Origin of the sequence: Kitasatospora sp. NPDC057595 (assembly GCF_042800875.1) — a bacterium.
In the GTDB taxonomy this organism is placed as follows: domain Bacteria; phylum Actinomycetota; class Actinomycetes; order Streptomycetales; family Streptomycetaceae; genus Kitasatospora.
The window spans coordinates 36,739-59,834 of record NZ_JBHVGL010000024.1; the positions used below are offsets into that span (position 1 = coordinate 36,739).

Here is a 23,096-nt window from a genome sequence, read left to right on the forward strand (position 1 = left end):
AGGCCGGTGCAAGGGGAAGACTGCTCGACGTGACGTCTCGGAATCCGCGCGACCGTGATGCCCCGCTCCCGCCGACGATCGGTACCGGTGCGACGGTGACCCGTCTCCCCGGAACGGCCCACCGCCCCGCCGGCGCGAGGCCGGGGACCCCGGGCGTACCCCGCCGACGAGGCCCCGCCCCCGCACCCGGCCGTGGCCGGGTCCCCGTCCCGGAGGGCTTCCCCGCCCCCGCCGAACTCGCTCCGCTGGCCCGCCGCATGCTGGTCGACGCCGTCCGGATCGCCCGCTGGGCCGGCGATCTCGACGAGGTCGACAAGCGCGGCGAACTGCTCCCCGACGACGCCCGCGCCGCCGGCCGCGCGCTCGCCATGACGGTGGGCGCCGCCGCCAAGGCGTGGGGCCAGGCCCTGCTGGTCGGCCTGGTCGAGGCCCGGGACGGCGGCGCCGGCCCCGGCTGGCGCCTGCACGCCTGGGAGCACGACGACGAGGCGGTGGTCCGCGGCTGGTCGGCGCTGTTCGACGCCTGGACGCTGCTCGCCCCGGTCCCGCCCGCCGCCCTGCGCGGCGTCTTCGCGGTGCTCGCCGGGCAGGCCGTCGACCAGGCGCCGCAGCTGCTCTCCTTCCTCCACCTGGTGGACGGCCCGGTGGCCGACGCCGAGCTGCTGGAACTGCTGCGGCGCGGCCTGGACGAGCGCCGGGTCGGCGGCGGCGAGGGCACCTTCGGACTCTCGCCCGTCCCGCACGCGGCCTCCGCCGTCTCCGCCGTGCGCGGCACCTGCCGCGAGCCGCAGATCGACACCCCGGCCTCCCCGGCCGACGTCGCCGCCGTCCTGGACTGGATGCTGGACGGCCTGGCGGCCGTCGGCGCACTGGTCCGCCGGGACAACGCGGCCGAGCTCTCCCCGCTCGGGCACTGGGCGGTGCGGGCCAAGCTGGAGGAGATCTGCACCGTCGCGCAGACCGCCGCCGGCCACATCGAGCAGAGCGCGCTGGCACTGCTGAGCGCCTGCGCCGACTACTCGCCCGGCCCGGCCCGCGCCGAGTACCGGGCCTGGCTGGCCGCCCGCCCGGCCGACCGGGCGGTGGCCGAGCTGCTGGAGGCCGCGCAGGGCGAGGACGCCCTGGTGCGCGGCCTGGCCTTCGAGGCGCTGCGGGTGGCCGGCGTGACCGCGGAGCAGGCCGTCCGGGCCGCCGCCGACGAGCCGGTGCTGCGCCCCTACGCGCTGCTCTGGCTGGCCGAGCGCTCGGACGAGGGGGTCTCCCCGGCCGATGTGCTGGGCGCGGAGGACGCCGCCTGGCTCTGGGTGGACACCGCCGCGGCCGTGCTCGACCACGGTGAAACGGAACTGCTCGTCGGCCACGTCGAGGGCGCCTCGGCCGGCGACCCGGTGCGGCTGTTCGCCCGGGCCCGGCAGTCCGGGCACCCGCGGGCGGCCTCGGTGCTGACCGCGGTCTCCGGCGTCCACCCGGACCCGGGGGTGGCCCGCGCGGCCCGCCGCTCGGCCTTCAGCGTCCACCGCGGCGGCGCGTAGCGCCCGGCGCCCCGGACCGACCGCGCCCCGGACACGCACAAGGGCCCGGCTCCCCGAGGGGAACCGGGCCCTTGTGCATGCCCGAGGGGGACCGTCAGCCGATCCGCGACTCCGCGCGGCGGGCCCGGACGTCGCCGACCTTCTGGCCCACCTTGCGGCGGATCACCAGCAGCGGCGCCATCGCGGCGAGCGCGATCTGCGCGAACGCGCCGATGTGCATCAGGTTGTCGCCGCCCGGCAGACCGGTCGCCCAGGCCGCCAGGCAGCCGATCGAGACCACGATCCAGCAGAGCGTCGCGGTGGCCAGCAGGCCCTGCGGCTTCGGGTACTCGATCCGGCTGACCATCAGGTACGCCGCGCCGAAGATGGCGAGCAGACCGGGCAGGAACGGCGGGTCGAGCAGCACGATGGCGATCACCGTCATGGCGCCCATCGGGCAGGGCATGCCCTGGAACACCCCGGGTCGCATCTTGACGGCGGAGAAGCGGGCGAGCCGCAGCACCACCGCGAGCAGCACGGTCAGCGCGATCAGCGCCGACAGCCGGCTGTCGGAGCCGGGCGAGACCATGCCCCAGACCGCGACGAAGTAGGCCGGCGCGATGCCGAAGCTGATCAGGTCGGCCAGGTTGTCGAGTTCGGCGCCGAGCGCGGAGGAGCGCAGCTTGCGCGCCACCAGCCCGTCGAACAGGTCGCACATCGAGCCGATCAGCAGCAGCGTCACCGCGGTGGCGGCGCTGTGCTTGTCGGGCGCGGCGTCCGGGTTGGTGATGTACGGGACGAGCACCCCGGTGGTGATCGAGTAGATCGCCAGGAAGCCGCAGACGGCGTTCCCCAGGGTCAGGAAGTCGGCGGTCGACAGGTGCTGCGGCGAGCGCGGCGTGCGCAGCTCGCGGTCGCGTGCCCAGCGGCGGCGGCGCAGGGCCGTCTCCTCGTCGTCCAGGCCGACGATCGTCTCAGGATCAGTCACGGTCAAGGCGCGTCACCCCGGCGGTGGTCTTCTGGCCGACCTCGACGCCGACCTCGACGCCGGCCGGCAGGTAGGTGTCGACCCGGGACCCGAACCGGATCAGACCGATCCGCTCGCCCTGCTCGACCTTGGTACCGGCGTCCACGTACGGCACGATGCGGCGCGCCACGGCGCCCGCGATCTGCACCATCTCGATGTCGCCGAGCTCGGTGTCGAAGTGCCAGACGACCCGCTCGTTCTGGTCGCTGTCCTTGTTGAACGCGGGCACGAAGCCACCGGGCACGTGCTCGACGGAGGTCACGGTGCCGGGCAGCGGGGCCCGGTTGACGTGGACGTTCAGCGGGCTCATGAAGATCGCCACGCGGGTCCGGCCGTCCGGCCACGCGTCGATGCTCTGGACCACGCCGTCGGCGGGGGAGATCACTCTGCCCGTGCCGATCTCACGCTCGGGGTCGCGGAAGAACCACAGCATGCCGGCGCCGAGCGCACAGGCGGGTACCGCCGCCAGGGCCCACTTGCCACTGCGCCGGGTGAGGGCGGTGGTCACGGCAGCCGTGGCGAGGGTGGGGACGAACCAGGGGGTGGCTCCGCGCGCGATGGTCACGCGGGGTCGCCGACCGGCCGTCGTGGCTGCGAGGGCATCGCGGTCCGTGACGGAGGTGTGAGGGGACGGGCTGATGGGCATCGAAGACCTTTGTCGCGGGGGATCATGGCCGCTGGACGGGGGCCACCGCGGGATCGGGTAATAGAGGGACGTCTGCTGTCCCGGTGGATGCTATCGGGAGCAGACGGTGGGTGAGCAACCCGCCTGCTCGTCATGTGACCTGGCGGAGACGCGGCAGCGTCCCTTCTGTACGACCGTAGCTCGCCCCGCTCCGGTTCCCAAGGGACCGGGCGAAGCTGGTGACTCATGTCTCAACCGTGCCCGTACGGCCGTTCGGAGCTGTCCGCCGGGGGCACCTCCGGAGCACGGCGGGGGATGCCGGAGCGGCCGCAGGGCGCGTGACAGCAGCTGTACGCCCTGCGGCCGCTCCGGTGGGCCGTGCCGGACCCGGGGCGGACCGGGCAACCGGGCCGGGGCACGGCATCCTGCCGGGACGGGCCCGCACGCCCGTCGACCGGCGGCTCCGGTGACCTGCCGGTCACTGCGCGATGCGGTACTCCTCCAGCAGCCGGCGCCCGACGATCATCTTCTGGATCTCCGCAGTACCTTCACCGATCAGCAGCATCGGGGCCTCCCGGTAGAGCCGCTCGATCTCGTACTCCTTGGAGAAGCCGTAGCCGCCGTGGATCCGGAAGGCGTCCTCGACGACCTCCTTGCAGTACTCGGAGGCGAGGTACTTGGCCATGCCGGCCTCCAGGTCGTTGCGCTCGCCGCCGTCCTTCTTGCGGGCGGCCATGACCATCATCTGGTGGGCGGCCTCGACCTTGGTGGCCATCTCGGCGAGCTTGAACTGGATCGCCTGGTGCTCGGCGATCTTCTTGCCGAAGGTGGTGCGCTGCTGGGCGTAGGCGATGCCCAGCTCGAAGGCGCGCCGGGCGACGCCGCAGCCGCGCGCGGCCACGTTGACCCGGCCGACCTCGACGCCGTCCATCATCTGGTAGAAACCGCGGCCGGGGACGCCGCCGAGGATCCGGTCGGCCGGGACGCGGACGTCCTGGAGGACCAGCTCGGTGGTGTCGACGCCCTTGTAGCCCATCTTCTCGATCTTGCCGGGCACGGTGAGGCCGGGGACGGTCGGGTTCGGTCCGAAGCCCGGCGTCTTCTCGATCAGGAAGGTGGTCATGTTCTTGTAGGGGGTGGAGCCGCCCTCGTCGGTCCGGCACAGCACCGCGACCAGGGTGGAGGTGCCGCCGTTGGTCAGCCACATCTTCTGGCCGTTGAGGACGTAGAACTCCCCGTCCTCGCCGTCCTTGACGCCCTTGGTGGTGATCGCGGCGACGTCGGAGCCCAGGCCCGGCTCGGACATCGAGAAGGCGCCGCGGACCTCGCCGGTCGCCATCCTCGGCAGGAAGTGCTCCTTCTGCTCCCGGGTGCCGTGCGCGTTGATCATGTGCGCCACGATGAAGTGGGTGTTGACGATGCCGGAGACGGACATCCAGCCGCGGGCGATCTCCTCCACCACCAGGGCGTAGGTGAGCAGCGACTCGCCGAGGCCGCCGTACTCCTCGGGAATGGTCAGGCCGAAGAGGCCGAGCTGCTTCATGCCCTCGACGATCGCGGCCGGGTACTCGTCCTTGTGCTCCAGCTCGGTCGCGACCGGGATGATCTCCTTGTCGACGAACTCGCGCACGGTGGCGAGGATGTCCCGCTGGATCTCGGTGAGGCCGTCGGTCTGTGCGAGGCGTCCCATCGTGCGGCTCCTGTCATGACTGAGGGAAAAGAGAGAAGAGGAGTGAGGGGGCGGGGGCTCCGCGGGCGTGGCTTCCGCGGAGCCCCCGTGAACCGGTCCGGGGCACGGCCGATGACGGCGGCCGGCCCGTCCGGGGCTTTTTCCTGCGGGGGGGGGATCAGTCGAGCGGGACGGGGCGGCCGGGCTGCTCGCCGCCGCGCGCCTCGATGTACGTCGCGGTCGGCACCATCACCTTGCGGCGGAAGACGCAGACGACCGTGCCGTCCTGCTTGTAGCCCTTGGTCTCGACGTACACGATGCCGCGGTCGTCCTTGGACTTGGACGGCCACTTGTCGAGCACGGTGGTCTCGCCGTAGATCGTGTCGCCGTGGAAGGTCGGCGCGACGTGCCGCAGCGACTCGATCTCCAGGTTGGCGATCGCCTTGCCGGAGACGTCCGGGACGGACATCCCGAGCAGCAGCGAGTAGACGTAGTTGCCCACCACCACGTTGCGGCCGAAGTCGGTCGTCCGCTCGGCGTAGTTGGTGTCCAGGTGGAGCGGGTGGTGGTTCATGGTGAGGAGGCAGAAGAGGTGGTCGTCGTACTCGGTGACCGTCTTGCCGGGCCAGTGCTTGTACACCGCGCCGACCTCGAACTCCTCGTAGGTGCGTCCGAACTGCATGTCTCAGTGATCCTCGGGGTCGGGGCTGTCAGGCCTGCGGGGGCTCGAACTTGGAGGTGCGCTGCAGACCGGCGGCCCGGCCCTTGCCGGAGACGACCAGCGCCATCTTGCGGCTGGCCTCGTCGATCATCTCGTCGCCGAGCATCGCCGAGCCCTTGAAGCCGCCGGCCTCGGAGGTGCACCAGTCGTAGGCGTCGAGGATCAGCTCGGCGTGGTCGTAGTCCGCCTGGGAGGGCGAGAAGATCTCGTTGGCGGCGGCGACCTGGTCCGGGTGCAGCACCCACTTGCCGTCGAAGCCCAGCGCGGCGGCGCGGCCGGCCACCTCGCGGTAGCCCTCCTGGTTGCGGATCTGCAGGTAGGGACCGTCGATCGCCTGGAGGTCGTGGGCGCGGGCGGCCATCAGGATGCGCATCAGGATGTAGTGGTAGGCGTCGGCGGAGTAGCCGGGCGGCTGCTCGCCGACCACCAGGGACTTCATGTTGATCGAGGCCATGAAGTCGGCCGGGCCGAAGATGATGGTCTCCAGCCGGGGCGAGGCCTGGGCGATGGCGTCGACGTTGATGAGGCCCTTGGCGTTCTCGATCTGCGCCTCGATGCCGATCCGGCCGACCTCGAAGCCCATGGTCTTCTCGATCTGGGTGAGCAGCAGGTCGAGCGCCTTGACCTGCTCGGCGTCCTGGACCTTGGGCAGCATGATGCAGTCGAGGTTGGGGCCCGCGCCCTCGACGACGGTGATCACGTCGCGGTAGGTCCAGTGGGTGGTCCAGTCGTTGACCCGGACGACGCGGGTCTTGCCGCCCCAGTCGCCGTTGTTCAGCGCGTCGACGATCGAGTGCCGGGCGCTCTCCTTGACCAGCGGGGCGCAGGCGTCCTCCAGGTCGAGGAAGACCTGGTCGGCGGGCAGGCCCTGGGCCTTCTCCAGGAAGCGCGGGTTGCTGCCGGGTACGGCGAGGCAGGAGCGGCGCGGGCGCAGGCGGTTGACAGTCATGGTGGGAGAGGGTCCTTCCGGGGTCAGCTGGTCGTCGTGGCCGGGGCGGGCGTCCAGGGCTGGAGCCTGTTGGCCAGCCGGATCTCGTCCACGATCCGGCCGATGATGGTGGTGATGCCGAAGTCCTTCGGGGTGAAGACGGCGGCGACGCCGGCGGCCCTGAGGGCCTCGCCGTCCGCTGCCGGGATGATGCCACCCACGATCACCGGGACATCCTCCACCCCGGCGCGGCGCAGCCGGTGCAGCACGTCCGGGACCAGCTCGGAGTGGGCGCCGGAGAGGATCGACAGGCCCACGCAGTGGACGTCCTCGGCGACGGCGGCCGAGACGATCTGCTCGGGGGTGAGCCGGATGCCCTGGTAGACCACCTCGAACCCGGCGTCGCGGGCCCGGACGGCGATCTGCTCGGCCCCGTTGGAGTGGCCGTCCAGCCCGGGCTTGCCGACCAGCAGGCGCAGCTTGCCGGCGCCCAGCTCGGCGGCGGTCGCGGCGACCGCCTCGCGGACCGCGGCCAGCTCGCCGCCGGGCTCGGCGGCGACCGCGACCGGGGCGCCGCCGACGCCGGTGGGCGCGCGGTACTCGCCGAACACCTCGCGCAGCGCGAAGGCCCACTCGCCGGTGGTGACCCCGGCCCGGGCGCAGGCCAGGGTGGCCGGCACCAGGTTGGCGTCGGTGGCGGCGACGGCCTTGAGCTCCTCCAGGGCGCGCAGCGCGGCGGCCTCGTCGCGTTGCCCGCGCCAGGCCTCCAGTGCGGCCAGCACGGACTGCTCGGCGGCCGGGTCGACGACCGTGATCGCGGTGTCGAGGTCGGCCGTGAGCGGGCTCTCCTCGGTGGTGTCGAAGCAGTTCACCCCGATGATCCGGTCCTCGCCGGACTCGATCCGGGCCCGGCGGGCCGCGTGCGAGGCGACCAGGTTGGACTTCAGGTAGCCGGACTCGACGGCCGGGATCACCCCGCCCATCCCCAGCACCTTGGCGATCTCCGCCTCGGCGCCGGCCAGCAGCTCGGCGGTCTTGGCCTCGACGACGTCGGAGCCGTTGAAGAGGTCCCCGTACTCCAGCAGGTCGGACTCGTAGGCGAGCACCTGCTGGATCCGCAGCGACCACTGCTGGTCCCACGGACGGGGCAGGCCGAGCGCCTCGTTCCAGGCGGGCAGCTGGACGGCGCGGGCGCGGGCGTCCTTGGAGAGGGTGACGGCGAGCATCTCCAGCACGATCCGCTGGACGTTGTTCTCCGGCTGCGCCTCGGTCAGGCCGAGCGAGTTCACCTGGACGCCGTAGCGGAACCGGCGCTGCTTGGGGTCCTCGATGCCGTACCGCTCACGGGTGACCTTCTCCCAGAGCCGGCCGAAGGCCCGCATCTTGCACATCTCCTCGACGAACCGCACGCCGGCGTTGACGAAGAAGGAGATCCGGGCGACCACCTCGCCCATCCGCCCGGCCGGCACCTGGCCGGAGTCGCGGACGGCGTCCAGCACCTCGATCGCCGTGCACATCGCGTAGGCGATCTCCTGGACCGGGGTGGCCCCGGCCTCCTGGAGGTGGTAGCTGCAGATGTTGATCGGGTTCCACTTGGGGATGTTCCCGACCGTGTAGGCGATCATGTCGGTGATCAGCCGCACCGAGGGGCCGGGCGGGAAGACGTGCGTCCCGCGCGACAGGTACTCCTTGACGATGTCGTTCTGGGTGGTGCCGGTGAGCGCGGCGATGTCGGCGCCCTGCTCCTCGGCGACCACCTGGTAGAGCGCCAGCAGCCACATCGCGGTGGCGTTGATGGTCATCGAGGTGTTGGTGCGTTCGAGCGGGATGCCGTCGAACAGGGCCCGCATGTCGCCGACGTGGCCGACCGGGACGCCGACCCGGCCGACCTCGCCGCGGGCGAGGACGTGGTCGGAGTCGTAGCCGGTCTGGGTCGGCAGGTCGAACGCCACCGAGAGGCCGGTCTGGCCCTTGGCGAGGTTCCGCCGGTACAGCGCGTTGGAGTCCGCCGCCGTGGAGTGCCCGGCGTAGGTGCGCATCAGCCAGGGGCGGTCGCGCTTCTGATCGATCATCAGGTCACCCTCAGATGTTCCGGAAGCGGTTGATCGCGTCGACGTGCCGGGCGCGCAGCTCGGTGTCGCGCACGCCCAGGCCCTCCTCGGGGGCCAGGCAGAGCACGCCGACCTTGCCCTGGTGCTTGTTGTGGTGCACGTCCAGCGCGGCCTGGCCGGTCTGCTCCAGCGGGTAGACCTTGGAGACGGTCGGGTGGATCTTCCCCTTGGCGACCAGCCGGTTGGCCTCCCAGGCCTCGCGGTAGTTGGCGAAGTGCGAGCCGACGATCCGCTTGAGCGACATCCACAGGTACCGGTTGTCGTACTGGTGCATGAAGCCGGAGGTGGAGGCGCAGGTGACGATGGTGCCGCCCTTGCGGGTGACGTAGACGCTCGCGCCGAAGGTCTCCCGGCCGGGGTGCTCGAAGACGATGTCGACGTCCTCGCCGCCGGTCAGCTCGCGGATCCGCCCGCCGAGCCGCTTCCACTCGCGCGGGTCCTGGGTCTGCTCGTCCTTCCAGAACCGGTAGCCCTCGGCGGAGCGGTCGATGATCGCCTCGGCGCCCATCGCCCGGCAGATGTCGGCCTTCTGCGGGCTGGAGACGACGCAGATCGGGGTGGCGCCGCCGGCCAGCGCGTACTGGGTGGCGTAGGAGCCGAGGCCGCCGCTGGCGCCCCAGATCAGCACGTTGTCGCCCTGCTTCATGCCGGCGCCGTTCTGCGAGACCAGCTGGCGGTAGGCGGTGGAGTTGACCAGGCCGGGGGAGGCGGCCTCCTCCCAGGTCAGGTGGGCGGGCTTGGGCATCAGCTGATTGGTCTTCACCAGGGCCAGCTGGGCGAGGCCGCCGAAGTTGGTCTCGAAGCCCCAGATCCGCTGCTCCGGGTCCATCATCGTGTCGTTGTGGCCGTCGGAGGACTCCAGCTCGACGGAGAGGCAGTGCGCGACCACCTCGTCGCCCGGCTTCCAGGCGTTGACCCCGGCGCCGGTGCGCAGCACCACGCCGGCGAGGTCCGAGCCGACGACGTGGTACGGCAGGTCGTGGCGCTTGGCGAGCGGGGAGAGCCGGCCGTAGCGCTCCAGGGAGCCGAAGGTGGAGACCGGCTCGAAGATCGAGCTCCACACGGTGTTGTAGTTCACGGCGCTCGCCATCACGGCGACCAGGGCCTCACCCGGGCCCAGCTCGGGCAGTGCGACCTCGTCGAGGTGGAGGGACTTGCGGGGGTCCTTGTCGCGGCTGTCGAGGCCGGCGAACATCTGCTCCTCGTCCTTGTGGAGCGTCACCGCCCGGTAGGACTCCGGCAGCTTCACGTCGGCGAAGTCCGCCGAGGTGCTGTCGGGGCTGAGGATCGCGTCGAGGATTTCCTTCATGGCTGCCTCCGAAGGCGTACCTGTGTGAGGGCACAGGGCGTCTGGGGGAGCCGGGAGCGGACACCGGCTTCGCTGAACGGGGTGGTGGGTGGGTGGCTGGTGGGCCTGGCACTGCGGTGGGTCGCTCCCGGGGTTGGGGGAGCGCCGGTACGACGGCGCGCCGAGGTGGGGAGCCGCGGCGCCGCGACTGGTGGGTAACAAGGTAGTGGCACCCTGTGCCACTCGTAAAGACACGGCGTGCCAGCAATTCCGGCGGGCCGCGGCCCCCTCGGCGGGTCCCTCGAAGGGCATCGGAAGGGCCCGCGCCGATGGTCCGGCGCGGGCCCTGGAAACTGCTGTGAGCTGCGAAAACTTCGGCTATCAGGCCTGCTTGGCGCCCTCCAGGGCGGCCCGCACGGCGTCCACCACGACCTCCAGCGGGGCGTCCGTGCGGGCGACTGTGATGAGCACCTCACCTCCGGGGCTGGCACTCAGTGCGCTTGCCGTCGCGGCCTCCGCCTCGGTCGCACTGGCACCGGGTGCCACAACGGCACCGCGGCGCCGCGCGCCCGGCGAGCTGGACGCCCAGAAGGTCCGCCGGATCACCTCGAAGGAGTGGTCCAGCTGCGCCTCGACGTCGCCCCGCCCGCCCGCCCGCAGCCAGCGCCGCAGCACGTGGTTGTGGGCCGCGACCACGGCCGCCGCCGACACCTCGGCCAGCATCGAGTCGTCCTCGCCGGCGCGCTGCCAGCCCGAGGGGATCTCCCCGGCGGTGTCGAAGCGGCCCAGCAGGTACCGGGTGAACAGCCGCTCGTAGCGGGCCACCACGGCGATCTCCCGCTCGCGCAGCGCCGGCACCTGACGGATCAACTGGTACCGCGCGACCGACACCCCGGGCGTGGAGGCGTACATCCGCAGCACCTCCTTGATGCCCCGGCAGACCACGTCCAGCGGGTGCTCCTCCGGCTCGGCACTGGCCAGCAGGTCGGCCACCCGGACCAGGGTGTCGTCGTGGTCCGGGAAGATCGCCTCCTCCTTGGACCGGAAGTACCGGAAGAAGGTCCGCCGGGCCACCCCGGCCGCCGCCGCGATCTGGTCGACCGTGGTCTCCTCGTAGCCCTGCGAGGCGAACAGCTCCATGGCGGCGGTGGCCAGATCCTGACGCATCTGCTGGCGCTGCGCCGCCGCCCGGCGGCCGCCCGGGCCCCCGTCCTGGCCGGTCCCGGCCGGCCGGCCGTCGCGCGCCGGGGCGGATTGCTGCGGGGAGACTGACTGAACCCGATCCATGCCCGGAACGCTACACGCCCCCGGCGCCGCGCCCGGGGGCCTTTCCCGGCGGACCGGCGGGACCGGTGCGCCCGCCGCGGGTCCGGGCCGGCGCGCCGGGGCCGCGCCCGGCCACCAGCCGGCCCGCTCCGGGCGCACCGGAGGCCGGCCGGGCTGCCGCCCGGAGGGTGGCGGGGCGGTCATCGGCGCGCGTGGTCGCGGAAGCCGCGGCCGGTCTTGCGGCCCAGGCAGCCGGCCGCCACCAGGTGCTCCAGCAGCGGCGCCGCGGCCAGGCCTGGCTCCCGGAACTCCTGGTGCAGCACCTGCTCGATGGTCAGCGAGACGTCCAGGCCGACCACGTCCAGCAGCTCGAACGGGCCCATCGGGTACCCGCAGCCGAGCTTCATCGCGGTGTCGATGTCGTCCACCGTCGCGTAGTGCTCCTGGAGCATCCGCACCGCGTCGTTCAGGTAGGGGAAGAGCAGCGCGTTGACGATGAACCCGGCGCGGTCCCCGCACTCCACCGGGTGTTTGCGGACCTTCGCGCACAGCTCCAGCACGGTCGCGGTGACGTCCGGGGCGGTCAGCACCGTGGAGACCACCTCCACCAGCCGCATCGCCGGCGCCGGGTTGAAGAAGTGCATGCCGATCACGTCCTGCGGCCGGGAGGTCGCCGAGGCGCAGCTGATCACCGGCAGCGAGGAGGTGGTGGTGGCCAGCACCGCGCCCGGCTCGACGATCGCGTCCAGGGTGGCGAACAGTTCGCGCTTGACCGCCAGGTCCTCGGCGACCGCCTCCACCACCAGGTCCACCCCGGCCAGCTCCTCGTACCGTCCGACCGGAGTGACCAGCGCCAGCGCGGCGTCCCGCTGCTCGGCGGCCAGCCGGCCCTTGGCGACCGAGCGCTCCAGCGACTTCGCCAGCTGAGCCTTGGCCCGCTCCGCCTTCTCCTGGCTGCGGGCGGCCAGCAGCACCGGGAACCCGGCCTTGGCGAACACCTCGACGATGCCGGTGGCCATGGTGCCCGAGCCGCAGACGCCGACGCTGCGCACCTCCCGCCCGGGGACCTTCGGCCGGGCCGGGCCGGCGGCGGCGTCGACGGCCTTCGAGGAGCCGGGCGCCTCGTAGGCGTAGAAGCCGCGGCCGGACTTGCGGCCCAGCAGCCCGGCGGAGACCAGCTGGCCGAGGATCGGCGCGGGCGCGTGCAGCCGGTCCTTCGACTGCTCGTACATCGCCTCCAGGACGGTCCGGGCGGTGTCCACGCCGATCAGGTCGAGCAGCGCCAGCGGGCCCATCGGCAGGCCGCAGCCCAGCCGCATCGCGGCGTCGATGTCCTCCCGGGTGGCGTACCGGGACTCGTACATCGCGGCGGCCTGGTTGAGGTAGGCGAAGAGCAGGCCGTTGACCACGAAGCCGGGCCGGTCGCCGGCCGCCACCGGTTCCTTGCCGAGGTCCCGGGCGAGGGCCGCGGCCTGCTCGGCCACCTGGGGGGAGGTGAGCACGGTGCGCACCACCTCGACCAGCCTCATGGTGTGCACGGGGTTGAAGAAGTGCAGGCCGAGCACCCGGTCCGGGCGGGCGGTGGCGGCGGCGATCCGGGTCACCGACAGCGCGGTGGTGCCGGTGGCCAGCACGGTGTCGGCCGGGCAGATCCGGTCCAGCTCGGCGAAGAGCTCCCGCTTGAGCTCCAGCCGCTCGGGGACCTCCTCGATCACCAGGGCGGCCCCGGCGGCGGCCTCCAGCGCGTGGCCGACGGTGATCCGGGCCAGCAGCCCGGTCCGCTCCTCGGCGGTGAGCCGCTCGCGGGCCACCGCGTGCGCGGTGGCCTCCTCGATCCGGGCCAGCGCCCGGGCGGCCGAGGCCTCGTCGGCCTCGATGCCGATCACCCGCCGGCCGCTCCTGGCGACCGCGACCGCGACGCCGGAGCCCATCGTGCCGAGCCCGACCACGGCGACCGTGGGGAAGGGACGCTCCATCTGTCCTGACTCCTTGTCATGGAAGGCCCGCGCGCGCTCCGGAGGGCGCGCCCCCGGAGGAGGGTCCGCGCGCGGGTGCGGGGGGATGACGGTTGCGGCCACCGTGCCGTCGCCGGTCCGCTCCGGCGGTGCAGCGGGTGTGCCGTGGTACTCAGGCGCTCGACGTGGGGCAGCGGCTCTGAACACGGAGGAGGGAAGTCCCGGCTGCGGCCGCGGTCCGCGGCGCCCACCGGTGAACGAGAGCACCGTCGCGCGCCGCCCGCTCCGCGCGAGTCCCGCGCGGCGGACGGCGCCCCCGTCGGTGCGGCTCCCGAAGCCCGACGGTGGTGCGTGCCGACACTGTAGCGAAGCTACCAGCCGGTAGGAAGGGGGTCGGGCGCTGATTCTCCGCCGCTCACGGCCGGGCGATCACCCGCACGGGGGACGGGGGTGGACGGACGTCCGTTCGGACCACCCGATAGGGGAGTTACGCGCCCCCGCGGGCCGGGGGAGCATGAGGGCATGAGCACCGGAACCGTCGCCGCGGGCCGTCCCGATCCGTCCGCCGAGTCCAGCAGGGGGGCCGGATCCAGCAGGGGGGCCGACCGGGCGTCCGCCGAGGCGCCCGCCGCCGGGCCCGAGGGCGGCGCCGTGCCGCCCCGGGTCGACCGGGCCGAGCGCGGGCAGCGCGCCCAGCTGGCGGTCGACCGGCTGCGGACCGCCGGGGTCGAGGCGGTCGCCGTCACCTGGGTGGACAACGCCGGGATCACCCGGGTCAAGGCGGTGCCGCTCGGCGGCCTGGTGCACGCGGCCCAGTGGGGCGTCGGCACGGCCCCCTGCTTCGACGTCTTCCTCGCCGACGACACCATCGTCACCAGCCCGCTGATCGGCGGCCCCACCGGGGACCTGCGGCTCTACCCCGACGTCGAACGGATCGTGCCGCTCGCCGCCCAGCCGGGCTGGGCCTGGGCGCCGGGGGACCGCTACACCCAGGGCGGTGCCCCGCACCCGGGCTGCCAGCGGCTCTTCGCCCGCCGGGCGGTCGCGGCCGCCGCCGCGCAGGGGCTGACGCTGAAGGCCGGTGTCGAGATCGAGTGGGTGGTCGCGCTGGCCGGCCCGCCCGAGGAGGAGCCCCGCTACCCGACGGCCGGCCCGGCCTACGGCATGCAGCGGCTGACCGAGCTCTCCGACTACCTGCGCGACGTGCTGCGCGCCCTCGGCGAGCAGGGCCTGACCGTGCTCCAGATCCACCCCGAGTACGCGGCGGGCCAGTTCGAGGTCTCGCTCGCCCCCGAGGGCCCGGTCGAGGCCGCCGACACCTCGGTGCTGGTGCGGCAGACGATCCGCGCCGTCTCCGCCCGGCACGGCCTGCGGGTCTCCTTCGCCCCGGCGGTCGAGGCCGGTGGTGTCGGCAACGGCGGCCATCTCCACCTCAGCCTCTGGCGGGACGGCCGCAACCTCGCCCACGGCGGCCCCGGCCCGCACGGCCTCACCGCCGAGGCCGAGGGCTTCCTCGCCGGGGTGCTCGGCGCGCTGCCCGAACTGCTGGTGCTCGGCTGCTCCAGCCCGGCCGGCTACCTGCGGCTGGTCCCCTCGCACTGGGCCGGCGCCTACCAGTGCTGGGGCCTGGAGAACCGGGAGGCCGCGCTGCGGCTGGTCACCGGCTCCGCCGGCGAGCGAGCCTCGGCCGCCAACGCCGAGGTCAAGTGCTTCGACGCCACCGCCAACCCCTATCTGGCGGTCGGCGGGGTGATCACCGCCGGCCTCGCCGGCCTCGACCAACGGCTCGCGCTGCCGCCGGAGTTCACCGGCGACCCGGCGCAGGCCGAGGCCGGCGCGGTCCCCCGGCTGCCCTCGGGGCCGGGCGAGGCGATCGCCGCCTACCGCCGGTCCGCGCTGCTGCGCGAGGCGCTCGGCGAGGCCCTGTACGGGGCCGTGCTCGCCGTCCGGGAGGCCGAGGCCGACCAGTACGCCGACGCGCCCCCCGAGGAGCTGGCCGCCGCCACCCGCTGGCGGTACTAGGGCCTCTGTTTCGGACCACGCCGGGCGGTCGCCACCGGAGCACGCACGCCCCCAGCCTCCGGCCGGGAGGTACCCCCACCGCATGGACTCCGCCCCCAGCCTCCGGCCGGGAGGTGCCCCCACCTCCGTGCCGCCGATGCACGCTCCCTCCTCGCCCGCCCACGGGCAGGAGGGGCCCATCAACGACGCCCGCTGGTCCGGCGTGATCCGAAAGAGAGGCCCTGTACGCGTGCTGGACGTCCCCGCGCTGGTCGACCACCACTGCCACAGCGTGGTGACGGCCGAACTCGCCGGCGACGCGCTGGCGGGGCTGCTCACCGAGTCCGACCGCCCGCCGGCCCCGGGCACCTCGCCGTTCGACAGCGCACTCGGCCTCGCCGTCCGCCGCTGGTGCCCGCCCGCGCTCGGGCTGCCGGCGCACGCGTCGGCCGAGGAGTACCTCGCCCGGCGGCGCGAGCTCGGCGCCGTGCGGGCCACCCGCCGGCTGCTGGCCGCCGCCGGTCTGGACACCTGTCTGGTCGACACCGGGCTGACCGCCGCCGCCGGCCGTCCGCTGCTGCCGCTCGGCGAGTTCGCCGAGGCGGCCGGCGTCCGGGTGCGCGAGGTGGTCCGGCTGGAGACGATCGCCGAGACCGTCGCCGCCCCGCCCGGCGCCTGGGCCGGGGCCGTCCGCGAGGCGCTGGCCGGGGCGGCCGTCGGCGCCGTCGCGGTGAAGTCGGTGCTGGCCTACCGCGGCGGCCTGGCGGTGCCCGCCGAACGCCCCTCCCCGGCCGAGGTCACGGCCGCCGCCGCCGAGCGGCAGCGCGCCGGGGGCGGCCGGCTCACCGACCCGGTGCTGCTGCGTGAACTGCTGTGGACCGCCCTGGAGGTCTGCGCCGTGCTGCGGCTGCCGCTCCAACTGCACACCGGCTTCGGCGACCCCGACGTCACCCTGCACCTCGCCGACCCCTCGCTGCTGGCCGGCTTCGTGCGCGCCGCCGAGCCGAGCGGCGTCCCGCTGGTGCTGCTGCACGGCTACCCGTACCACCGGCAGGCCGCCTGGCTGGCGCAGGCCTTCCCGCTGGTGTACACCGACCTCGGCCTGACCACCTCCTACGTCGGTCCCCGGGCGGCGGCGGTGCTCGGGGAGATGCTGGAGCTGGTGCCGTTCGGCAAGCTGCTGTTCTCCACCGACGCCTACGGCCTGCCCGAGCTGTACCTGGTCGGCGCGGCCCAGTTCCGGCACGGCCTGGGCGCCCTGCTGGACGGCTGGCGCGCCGACGGCGCGTGCTCCGCAGCCGACTCCGACCGGCTGGCCCGTCAGGTGGCGGCCGACAACGCCCGCCGACTGTACGCGCTCTGACCGTCCGCCGCTCCGGCTTGGCGATGATCCGCCACTGGCCGTTTCCGGCCGCCCCGCACGCCTGTTCCGCCGTCGGCCCGGCTGAATAGGGTGAGGCTCCCGACGCCGGTGTGCCTTCGTGGTCGTCGGATCGCCCGGCCTGCCCAGCAGAGGCGGAGTCATACCTTCCGTCGGTGGCGGGGTTGTGACGATTGGATGACTACCTCTTGCGGATTGCAACACTTGTTCACTAACGTCCCGATCATTCCAAGTGCACCTGCCAACCGCAGCTGCTGCATGACGACTCGGGAGGGCCAACCCCTATGAGTGTTCCTCGGATCAGCCGGACCCGGTATGCGGCGGTGGGCCTCGTCCTCGCCACCGCCGGCGCCCTCGCGCTGCCGGCCGGCACCGCCGTCGCCGCCTCCGGGTCGCAGTCGACGACCGGTCCGCTGCTCAGCTACGTCGTCAACACCAAGGCCAACCACGGCCAGGTGCAGAAGGTCGAGAAGGCGATCACGTCCCTCGGCGGCACCGTCGTGTACTCCTACGAGCAGATCGGCGTGGTGATCGCCCGCTCGGACGACACCCGGTTCGCCGCCAAGCTGCGGCAGGCCAAGGGCGTCGAGTCGGTCGGTGCCAGCCGCACCAAGGGCATCACCGCCTCCGAGGACCGGGTCGCCGAGGTCGTCGACGCCCCGGCCGCCGCCGCCGTCGCCGGCGAGGAGCCCCTCTGGGCCAACCAGTGGGACATGCGCCAGATCGGCGTGGACAAGGCCCACAAGCTGTCCCTGGGCAGCAACAAGGTCACCGTCGGCGTGCTGGACTCCGGCATCGACGGCACCCACGAGGACCTCGCCGCCAACGTCGACGCCTCGCAGTCGGTCTCCTGCATCGACGGCGGCAAGCCGAACACCGCCTGGGAGGCCTGGCAGCCGGGCGTCGACGGCGACCACGGCACCCACGTGGCCGGCACCATCGCCGCCGCCAAGAACGGCAAGGGCATCGAGGGCATCGCCCCGAACGTCAAGCTCGCCGCGGTGAAGGTCGTCGACGACGGCGGCTTCATCTACCCGGAGTACGCCATCTGCGGCTTCGTCTGGGCCGGTGAGCACAAGTTCAAGGTCACGAACAACAGCTACTTCGTCGACCCGTGGATGTTCAACTGCCAGAACGACGCCGACCAGGCGGCGATCTCCACCGCCGTCCGCCGCGCCGTCGAGTTCTCGCAGCGCAAGGGCGTCCTCAACGTCGCCGCGGCGGGCAACGAGAACATCGACCTCGCCCACAAGACCAAGGACGTCGCCAGCCCGGACGACACCACCCCGGTCGAGCGCCCGATCACCCAGGACTGCCTGAACCTGCCGACCGAGCTGGACGGCGTCGTCGCGGTCTCCTCGGTGGGCGTCAACGGCGACAAGGCGTACTACTCCAGCTACGGCAAGGGCAAGGTCACGGTGGCCGCCCCCGGTGGCGACCGCCGCTACCAGATCCCGAACACCCCGGACAAGAACGGCCGCGTGCTGTCCACCATCCCGGGCGGCAAGTACGGCTACATGCAGGGCACCTCGATGGCCTCGCCGCACGCCGCCGGCGTGCTCGCCCTGCTCGCCAGCACCCACCCGTGGGCCAGCGCGGACGAGCTGACCGAGCTGCTCACCAACCAGGCCGAGTCGCACGCCTGCCCGTCGGCCCCGTACAACCCGGGCGGCGCCGGCGAGTGGACCGCCACCTGCGAGGGCGGCGCGGACGACAACGGCTTCTACGGCGCCGGCATCATCAACGCCGAGAAGGCGGCCCAGTGGTGGCGGTGAGCCATCGCTGACCGGCTGACACCCTGAGTCACGGCGACGGGGGCGGGACTTCGAGTCCCGCCCCCGTCGCGCATGCCGTTCCCCGTGCCGTCCCGCAGGCCGTTCCGCAGGTCGTTCCACGGGCCGGTTCCCGAGCCGGCCGGGGTGCCCGGCTCACTCGAAGTGGTGCTCCCAGACCGTCTCCACCGACGGCTTGCCGTGCAGGTCCGGCACCTCCTGCAGCCAGGCCGGCCGCCCCGCCCTGCTCCGCGCGGCCCGCCGCCGCTCCGCCTCGCGCAGCTGCTCGGGGGTGGAGAACCCCTCCGGCAGCCATTCGGCGGAGAGCACCGCCCGCGCCGCCAGCTGGTTCACGTAGGCCCGGCGCAGCTCCTCGACCGAGCCGAACCCCGGCTCGTCGGCCAGCCAGGCGTCCGGCACCAGCGCCACCACCTCCTCCAGCAGCCCGACCGTGACCAGCGGCCCGAGCTCCTCGTCGGCCAGCCGGACGTCCGGCCGGTACCCGCCGAGGGCGTGGGCGCTGAGGTCGTAGCGCTTGCCGACGGACGCCTCGGCGCCGGACCAGCGGTGGTGGAAGACCAGCGCGGCGCCGTTGTCGATCAGCCAGAGCCTGCCGTGCCAGACCATGAGGTTGGGGTTGTGCACCGTCCGGTCGACGTTCCCGGTGAGCGCGTCCAGCCAGATCACCCGGCCGGCCTCGACCGGGTCGACGTCGATCATGCCGGGCCGGAAGTCGCGGGAGCCGGGCAGCAGGTCCATGCCGAGGTTGATCCCGCGACTGGCCCGCAGGATGTCCTGGACCTCGGGGTCCGGCTCGCCGTCGGCGACCGCCGGGTCGAAGTCGACCAGCCGCAGCTCGGGAACCCGCAGGCCGAGCCGCCGCGCCAGTTCGCCGACGATCACCTCCGCCACCAGCGCCTTGCGCCCCTGGGCGGCCCCGGTGAACTTCACCACGTAGGTGCCCAGGTCGTCGGTCTCCACCACGCCGGGAACGGAACCGCCGGCCCGCAGCGGGTCGACGTATCGCACTGCTGTCACCTGTTCGAGCACACCCGCCACCCTAACGCCCGCTCCGCCGGGGAGGGCGCCGCCCGCCACCGGCGGCCCGCTGTGATTGGCTTGCCGGTACCACCCCGACGACCACCCGGCGCCGGGCGACCGCGAGCCGGGCCACCGGGCGCCGGACGACCGTGACAGGAGAGCACGACCATGGGACAGGTGCAGGCCACCACCGAGCGGGTCTACGACGCGGCCCCCGAGCGGGTGTACGAGGCCCTGGCCGACTACCAGGTGACCCGCCCCAAGCTGCTGCCCGCGCAGTACAGCGAGTACGAGGTCCGGGTCGGCGGCACCGGCGCCGGCACCCAGGTGCACTGGAAGCTGCAGGCCACCGAGAAGCGGATCCGCGACTGCCTGTTCACCGTCTCGGCGCCGCGCCCGGACCAGCTGGTGGAGAAGGACGCCAACTCCAGCATGGTGATCACCTGGACCGTCGCGGCGGCCGGCGAGGGCCGCTCGAAGGTCACCGTCACGGCCACCTGGCAGGGCGCCACCGGCATCGGCGGCTTCTTCGAGCGCACCTTCGCGCCCAAGGGCCTGAACCGGATCCACGACGAGGTGCTCACCAACCTGGCCGCCGTGGTGCGCTGAGTCGCGGCGGGTTCCGGCCTTCCGGATCCCACCCTCAACTCGTCCAGGGATTCGACGAGTTCGTCCACCCGTGCGAGCGGCGCGCCGTACGGGTGGACGCCCCGCCACCTGCGGGTGACGACGGTGCCCGGCCGCGGTGCGGCCACCCTAGGCTCGCCGCCGTGCATATGACGATCCTTCACATTTCCCAGCCGGTCGACGGCGGAGTGGCCCGCGTCGTGGTCGACCTGGTCCGCGGCCAGCGCGCGGCCGGCCACCGGGTGCTGGTCGCCTGCCCCGCCGGCGGCCGGCTCGCCGAGGAGGCCGCCGCGGCCGGCGCGCTGGTCCGCGACTGGCCGGCCCGGCGCTCGCCCGGCCCCGCCGCCATCGCCGCCGAGGCCTGGCGGCTGCGCCGGATCGTCCGGGCCGCCGGACCCGACCTGGTCCACCTGCACAGCGCCAAGGCCGGACTGGCCGGCCGGCTGGCCGTGCGCGGCGCGGTGCCGACCGTCTTCCAGCCGCACGCCTGGTCCTTCGCCGCCGTCGACGGCCCGCTCGCCGCGGCCACCCTGCGCTGGGAGCGGTACGCGACCCGCTGGGCGCACCGGCTGCTCTGCGTCTCCGTCCAGGAGCGGGCCGACGGCGTCGCGGCCGGCCTGCACGCCGACTGGGCGGTGGTGCCCAACGGCGTGGACGTGCGCCACTACGCGCCCGCCGACCGCCGGGCCGCCCGGATCGCGCTCGGTCTGGAGCCGGCCGGACCGCTCGCGGTCTGTGTGGGCCGGCTCTGTCGCCAGAAGGGGCAGGACGTGCTGCTCACCGCCTGGCCCGAGGTGTGGCGCCGGGTGCCGGGCGCCCGGCTGGCGCTGGTCGGCGGCGGCCCGGAGGAGGCCCGGCTGGCCGCCATGGCCCGGGAGGGCGCCGGGCCGTCGCGGGTCCGGCTGGTCGGCGACGTCGCCGACCCGAGGCCCTGGCTGGCCGCGGCCGACCTGGTGGTGCTGCCCTCGCGCTGGGAGGGCATGGCGCTGGCCCCGCTGGAGGCGATGGCCTGCGCCCGGCCGGTGCTGCTGACCGACGTGCCGGGGGCGCGTGAGTGCCTGCCGCCGTCCGAACGCGCGTCCGCCCTGGTGCCGTCCGAGGACGTGTCCGCGCTCATCACCCGAATGGCCGAAGCGCTGTCCGATCCGATCGAATGCGAGCGGCGCGGCACCCGGCTGCGCGAGCACGCCGCGGCCCGTCATGACGTTCGATCGGTCGTCGAACAGGTCGACGCGCTCTACCGGGACCTGCTGGGCGCCGGGCGGGTGCCCGGGCGGCGCCGCGCCCGTGTCCCGCAGCGGATCTGATCGTTTCACATGCCGTGAATGCCCCGCCGCTCCGGCGCTGCCGTATTCGCACCCTCCGCCGGTTGTGGGCGAGAGGGCCAAATCGGAAATACCTATTAATGGGCGGCTGGAATGAAACGGCAAGTCAACTTCCAGCATTCAAGCCGGTTTTCGGTAACGTCTGATTATGCCTGCTTCGTTTCGATTTCACGCCGGGAATTCGCGAGAAAACCGAAAGTCGCCAGCGGTAGCAGGTGCTGTCAGGACCGCGCTCACCGGGCCTGGACGGCCACCCCGGGCCATCGGGTACCGGACCGCCGTCACCCCGGGCACACAGCAGGGGAGTTCGTCCGCCGATGACCATTGATCACGACAGCGTGCCACGGCCCGGCCGGACCCTGTCCGGCCCGCGCCGCCCCGCCACCGGGCTGCTCGACCGTCCGACGCACGCCGACCGGATCCGCAGCGCCCCACCGGTCCACCGGCCCCGCCGCCCGGTCCGCGCCCGGCTCGCGCTGCCCGCCGCCCTGGTCGCCGTCGACGCGCTCGCCCTGTGCACCGCCACCGGCACCGCCAACCGCGTCCTCGACCCGGCCGTCCGGGTCGCGCCGCTGCTCGGCGTCGCCGCGCTCCTGCCGCTGCTGGTCCTGCTCAACCTGGCCGGCGGCCTCTACCGCACCCGCCTGACCCTCTCGGTGCTCGACGAACTGCCCGCCCTCGCCGCGCGGGCGCTGGTCGCCGCCGCCTTCGCGATCAGCCTGGCCGGCTGCCTGGAGGGCCGCTGGCCCGACTACGGCCCGGCCACCCCGTCCCGGCTCACCGTCCTGCTCGGCACCCAACTGGTGCTCTCCGTCTGCGGCCGCGCCGTCCTCTACCACCTGGTGCGCCGGGTCCGCCGCAGCCGCCCCAGCGCCGTCCTGGTGCTCGGCGCCGGCCGGCTCGGCCGCCGGGTCGCCGCCGCCCTCAGCGAGCGCGGCGAGTACGGGATGCGCCCGGTCGGCTTCCTCGACGCCGACCCGCCGCTGCTCGCCGGCGACACCGACGTGCCCGTGCTCGGCGGCCGGGAGGCCCTGGAGCGCGAGGTCCGCCGCCACCGCGTCCAGCACGTGGTCGCCACCGCCGGCGCCGCCGACGAGGCGGAGACCGCCGCCACCCTGCGCGACGCCGCCCGGCTCGGCTGCCAGGTCTGGCTGGTCCCGGCGCTGCGCGAGTACGGCTCGCTCGCCGCCGGGCGGCTGGCCGGCGCCGACCAGCTCTGGGGCTTCCCCTGCCTGCGGGTGGGCCGCGCCGCGATGCGCCGCCCCGGCTGGGCCGCGAAGCGGACCCTGGACGTGACCGCCGCCGCGATCGGCCTGCTGCTGCTCGCGCCGGTCCTCGCCCTGTGCGCGCTCGCCGTCCGCTTCGACACCGGCCCCGGCGTCCTCTTCCGCCAGCAGCGCACCGGGCTCGACGGCCGGGTCTTCACCCTCCTCAAGTTCCGCACCCTGCGGCCCAGCAACGAGCACGAGTCCGCCACCCGCTGGAACATCTCCCAGGACCACCGGATGGGCGCCGTCGGCCGGCTCATGCGCCGCAGCTCCCTCGACGAGCTCCCGCAGCTGTGGAACGTGCTGCGCGGCGACATGAGCCTGGTCGGCCCCCGCCCCGAACGCCCCTACTTCGTCATGCGGTTCAGCCAGGCCTACCCCGAGTACGCGGACCGCCACCGCGTCCCGGTCGGCCTCACCGGCCTCGCCCAGGTCAACGGCCTGCGCGGGGACACCTCGATCGAGGACCGGGCCCGCTTCGACAACCGCTACATCGAGAGCTGGAGCCTCTGGCAGGACGTCAAGATCCTGTGCCGCACCGCGGTCCTCATGCTCCACCCGGACGGGAGCTGATCAACTC

Annotated in this window: 17 protein-coding genes; 7 read left to right on the forward strand and 10 right to left on the reverse strand. The window is 73.7% G+C overall.

Annotated features, from left to right (window positions below):
• The first annotated feature begins 257 nt into the window (after positions 1–257).
• The gene (locus ACFU9E_RS29405; protein ID WP_380683767.1) at positions 258–1,532 is read left to right on the forward strand and encodes a hypothetical protein; all 1,275 of its coding nucleotides are present in this window, start codon (positions 258–260) and stop codon (positions 1,530–1,532) included.
• Between the two features lie 94 nt (positions 1,533–1,626).
• Here the strand turns inward: ACFU9E_RS29405 and ACFU9E_RS29410 are convergent, their stop codons facing one another.
• The 9 genes from ACFU9E_RS29410 to ACFU9E_RS29450 form a co-directional block, all read right to left on the reverse strand.
• Positions 1,627–2,505: a CDP-alcohol phosphatidyltransferase family protein gene (locus ACFU9E_RS29410; RefSeq protein ID WP_380690165.1), complete on the reverse strand. Its 879-nt coding sequence runs from the start codon at positions 2,503–2,505 to the stop codon at positions 1,627–1,629.
• A complete protein-coding gene (locus ACFU9E_RS29415; RefSeq protein ID WP_030398303.1) occupies positions 2,492–3,184 on the reverse strand; it encodes a phosphatidylserine decarboxylase in 693 nt (230 codons plus the stop codon). Before ACFU9E_RS29415 ends, ACFU9E_RS29410 begins: the two co-directional genes overlap by 14 nt.
• 457 nt (positions 3,185–3,641) lie before the next feature.
• A complete protein-coding gene (locus tag ACFU9E_RS29420; protein WP_380687592.1) occupies positions 3,642–4,853 on the reverse strand; it encodes an acyl-CoA dehydrogenase family protein in 1,212 nt (403 codons plus the stop codon).
• A gap of 157 nt (positions 4,854–5,010) precedes the next feature.
• Positions 5,011–5,514 (reverse strand): MaoC family dehydratase, encoded by a 504-nt coding sequence (locus ACFU9E_RS29425; RefSeq protein WP_380687594.1) that lies wholly within the window; start codon positions 5,512–5,514, stop codon positions 5,011–5,013.
• Positions 5,515–5,542: 28 nt separating this feature from the next.
• Positions 5,543–6,502: an HpcH/HpaI aldolase/citrate lyase family protein gene (locus ACFU9E_RS29430; protein ID WP_380687596.1), complete on the reverse strand. Its 960-nt coding sequence runs from the start codon at positions 6,500–6,502 to the stop codon at positions 5,543–5,545.
• Between the two features lie 23 nt (positions 6,503–6,525).
• On the reverse strand, positions 6,526–8,553 hold the full coding sequence (locus tag ACFU9E_RS29435; RefSeq protein WP_380687598.1) for a protein meaA: 2,028 nt from the start codon (positions 8,551–8,553) through the stop codon (positions 6,526–6,528).
• Positions 8,554–8,563: 10 nt separating this feature from the next.
• Complete coding sequence (gene ccrA / locus ACFU9E_RS29440) at positions 8,564–9,901, reverse strand: crotonyl-CoA carboxylase/reductase (protein WP_380687600.1); 1,338 nt, start codon at positions 9,899–9,901, stop codon at positions 8,564–8,566.
• 360 nt (positions 9,902–10,261) lie between these two features.
• A complete protein-coding gene (locus tag ACFU9E_RS29445) occupies positions 10,262–11,167 on the reverse strand; it encodes a TetR family transcriptional regulator (RefSeq protein ID WP_380690420.1) in 906 nt (301 codons plus the stop codon).
• 179 nt (positions 11,168–11,346) lie between these two features.
• Positions 11,347–13,122, reverse strand: coding sequence for a 3-hydroxyacyl-CoA dehydrogenase family protein (locus ACFU9E_RS29450; protein WP_380687347.1), 1,776 nt, complete (start codon positions 13,120–13,122; stop codon positions 11,347–11,349).
• Between the two features lie 501 nt (positions 13,123–13,623).
• Between ACFU9E_RS29450 and ACFU9E_RS29455 the strand changes: the two genes are divergently transcribed.
• The 3 genes from ACFU9E_RS29455 to ACFU9E_RS29465 all read left to right on the forward strand — a co-directional run bounded on the left by ACFU9E_RS29455 (position 13,624) and on the right by ACFU9E_RS29465 (position 18,258).
• Positions 13,624–15,123 carry a glutamine synthetase gene (locus ACFU9E_RS29455; RefSeq protein ID WP_380687345.1) on the forward strand — a complete coding sequence of 500 codons (1,500 nt, stop codon included), beginning with the start codon at positions 13,624–13,626 and terminating at the stop codon, positions 15,121–15,123.
• Positions 15,124–15,352: 229 nt separating this feature from the next.
• Positions 15,353–16,465 (forward strand): amidohydrolase family protein, encoded by a 1,113-nt coding sequence (locus ACFU9E_RS29460; RefSeq protein ID WP_380687343.1) that lies wholly within the window; start codon positions 15,353–15,355, stop codon positions 16,463–16,465.
• 302 nt (positions 16,466–16,767) lie between these two features.
• A complete protein-coding gene (locus ACFU9E_RS29465; protein ID WP_380687341.1) occupies positions 16,768–18,258 on the forward strand; it encodes a S8 family serine peptidase in 1,491 nt (496 codons plus the stop codon).
• A 153-nt stretch (positions 18,259–18,411) separates the two neighbouring features.
• On the opposite strand, the gene ACFU9E_RS29470 is transcribed toward ACFU9E_RS29465, so the two are convergent.
• The gene (locus ACFU9E_RS29470; protein WP_380683606.1) at positions 18,412–19,305 is read right to left on the reverse strand and encodes a HipA family kinase; all 894 of its coding nucleotides are present in this window, start codon (positions 19,303–19,305) and stop codon (positions 18,412–18,414) included.
• A gap of 159 nt (positions 19,306–19,464) precedes the next feature.
• On the opposite strand from ACFU9E_RS29470, the gene ACFU9E_RS29475 reads away from it, so the two are divergent.
• The 3 genes from ACFU9E_RS29475 to ACFU9E_RS29485 all read left to right on the forward strand — a co-directional run bounded on the left by ACFU9E_RS29475 (position 19,465) and on the right by ACFU9E_RS29485 (position 23,089).
• On the forward strand, positions 19,465–19,905 hold the full coding sequence (locus tag ACFU9E_RS29475) for an SRPBCC family protein (RefSeq protein ID WP_355373574.1): 441 nt from the start codon (positions 19,465–19,467) through the stop codon (positions 19,903–19,905).
• 167 nt (positions 19,906–20,072) lie between these two features.
• A complete protein-coding gene (locus tag ACFU9E_RS29480; RefSeq protein WP_380683605.1) occupies positions 20,073–21,230 on the forward strand; it encodes a glycosyltransferase in 1,158 nt (385 codons plus the stop codon).
• 335 nt (positions 21,231–21,565) lie between these two features.
• Positions 21,566–23,089: an exopolysaccharide biosynthesis polyprenyl glycosylphosphotransferase gene (locus ACFU9E_RS29485; protein WP_380683603.1), complete on the forward strand. Its 1,524-nt coding sequence runs from the start codon at positions 21,566–21,568 to the stop codon at positions 23,087–23,089.
• Positions 23,090–23,096 lie beyond the last annotated feature (7 nt).

Coding starts and splice junctions, on each gene's coding strand:
- ACFU9E_RS29430 (WP_380687596.1), bottom strand. CDS start 6,502: ATGACTGTCAACCGCCTGCGCCCGCGCCGCTCCTGCCTCGCCGTACCC.
- ACFU9E_RS29480 (WP_380683605.1), top strand. CDS start 20,073: ATGACGATCCTTCACATTTCCCAGCCGGTCGACGGCGGAGTGGCCCGC.
- ACFU9E_RS29475 (WP_355373574.1), top strand. CDS start 19,465: ATGGGACAGGTGCAGGCCACCACCGAGCGGGTCTACGACGCGGCCCCC.
- ACFU9E_RS29455 (WP_380687345.1), top strand. CDS start 13,624: ATGAGCACCGGAACCGTCGCCGCGGGCCGTCCCGATCCGTCCGCCGAG.
- ACFU9E_RS29450 (WP_380687347.1), bottom strand. CDS start 13,122: ATGGAGCGTCCCTTCCCCACGGTCGCCGTGGTCGGGCTCGGCACGATG.
- ACFU9E_RS29435 (WP_380687598.1), bottom strand. CDS start 8,553: ATGATCGATCAGAAGCGCGACCGCCCCTGGCTGATGCGCACCTACGCC.
- ACFU9E_RS29420 (WP_380687592.1), bottom strand. CDS start 4,853: ATGGGACGCCTCGCACAGACCGACGGCCTCACCGAGATCCAGCGGGAC.
- ACFU9E_RS29405 (WP_380683767.1), top strand. CDS start 258: ATGCTGGTCGACGCCGTCCGGATCGCCCGCTGGGCCGGCGATCTCGAC.
- ACFU9E_RS29415 (WP_030398303.1), bottom strand. CDS start 3,184: ATGCCCATCAGCCCGTCCCCTCACACCTCCGTCACGGACCGCGATGCC.
- ccrA (WP_380687600.1), bottom strand. CDS start 9,901: ATGAAGGAAATCCTCGACGCGATCCTCAGCCCCGACAGCACCTCGGCG.
- ACFU9E_RS29485 (WP_380683603.1), top strand. CDS start 21,566: ATGACCATTGATCACGACAGCGTGCCACGGCCCGGCCGGACCCTGTCC.
- ACFU9E_RS29445 (WP_380690420.1), bottom strand. CDS start 11,167: ATGGATCGGGTTCAGTCAGTCTCCCCGCAGCAATCCGCCCCGGCGCGC.
- ACFU9E_RS29465 (WP_380687341.1), top strand. CDS start 16,768: ATGAGTGTTCCTCGGATCAGCCGGACCCGGTATGCGGCGGTGGGCCTC.
- ACFU9E_RS29425 (WP_380687594.1), bottom strand. CDS start 5,514: ATGCAGTTCGGACGCACCTACGAGGAGTTCGAGGTCGGCGCGGTGTAC.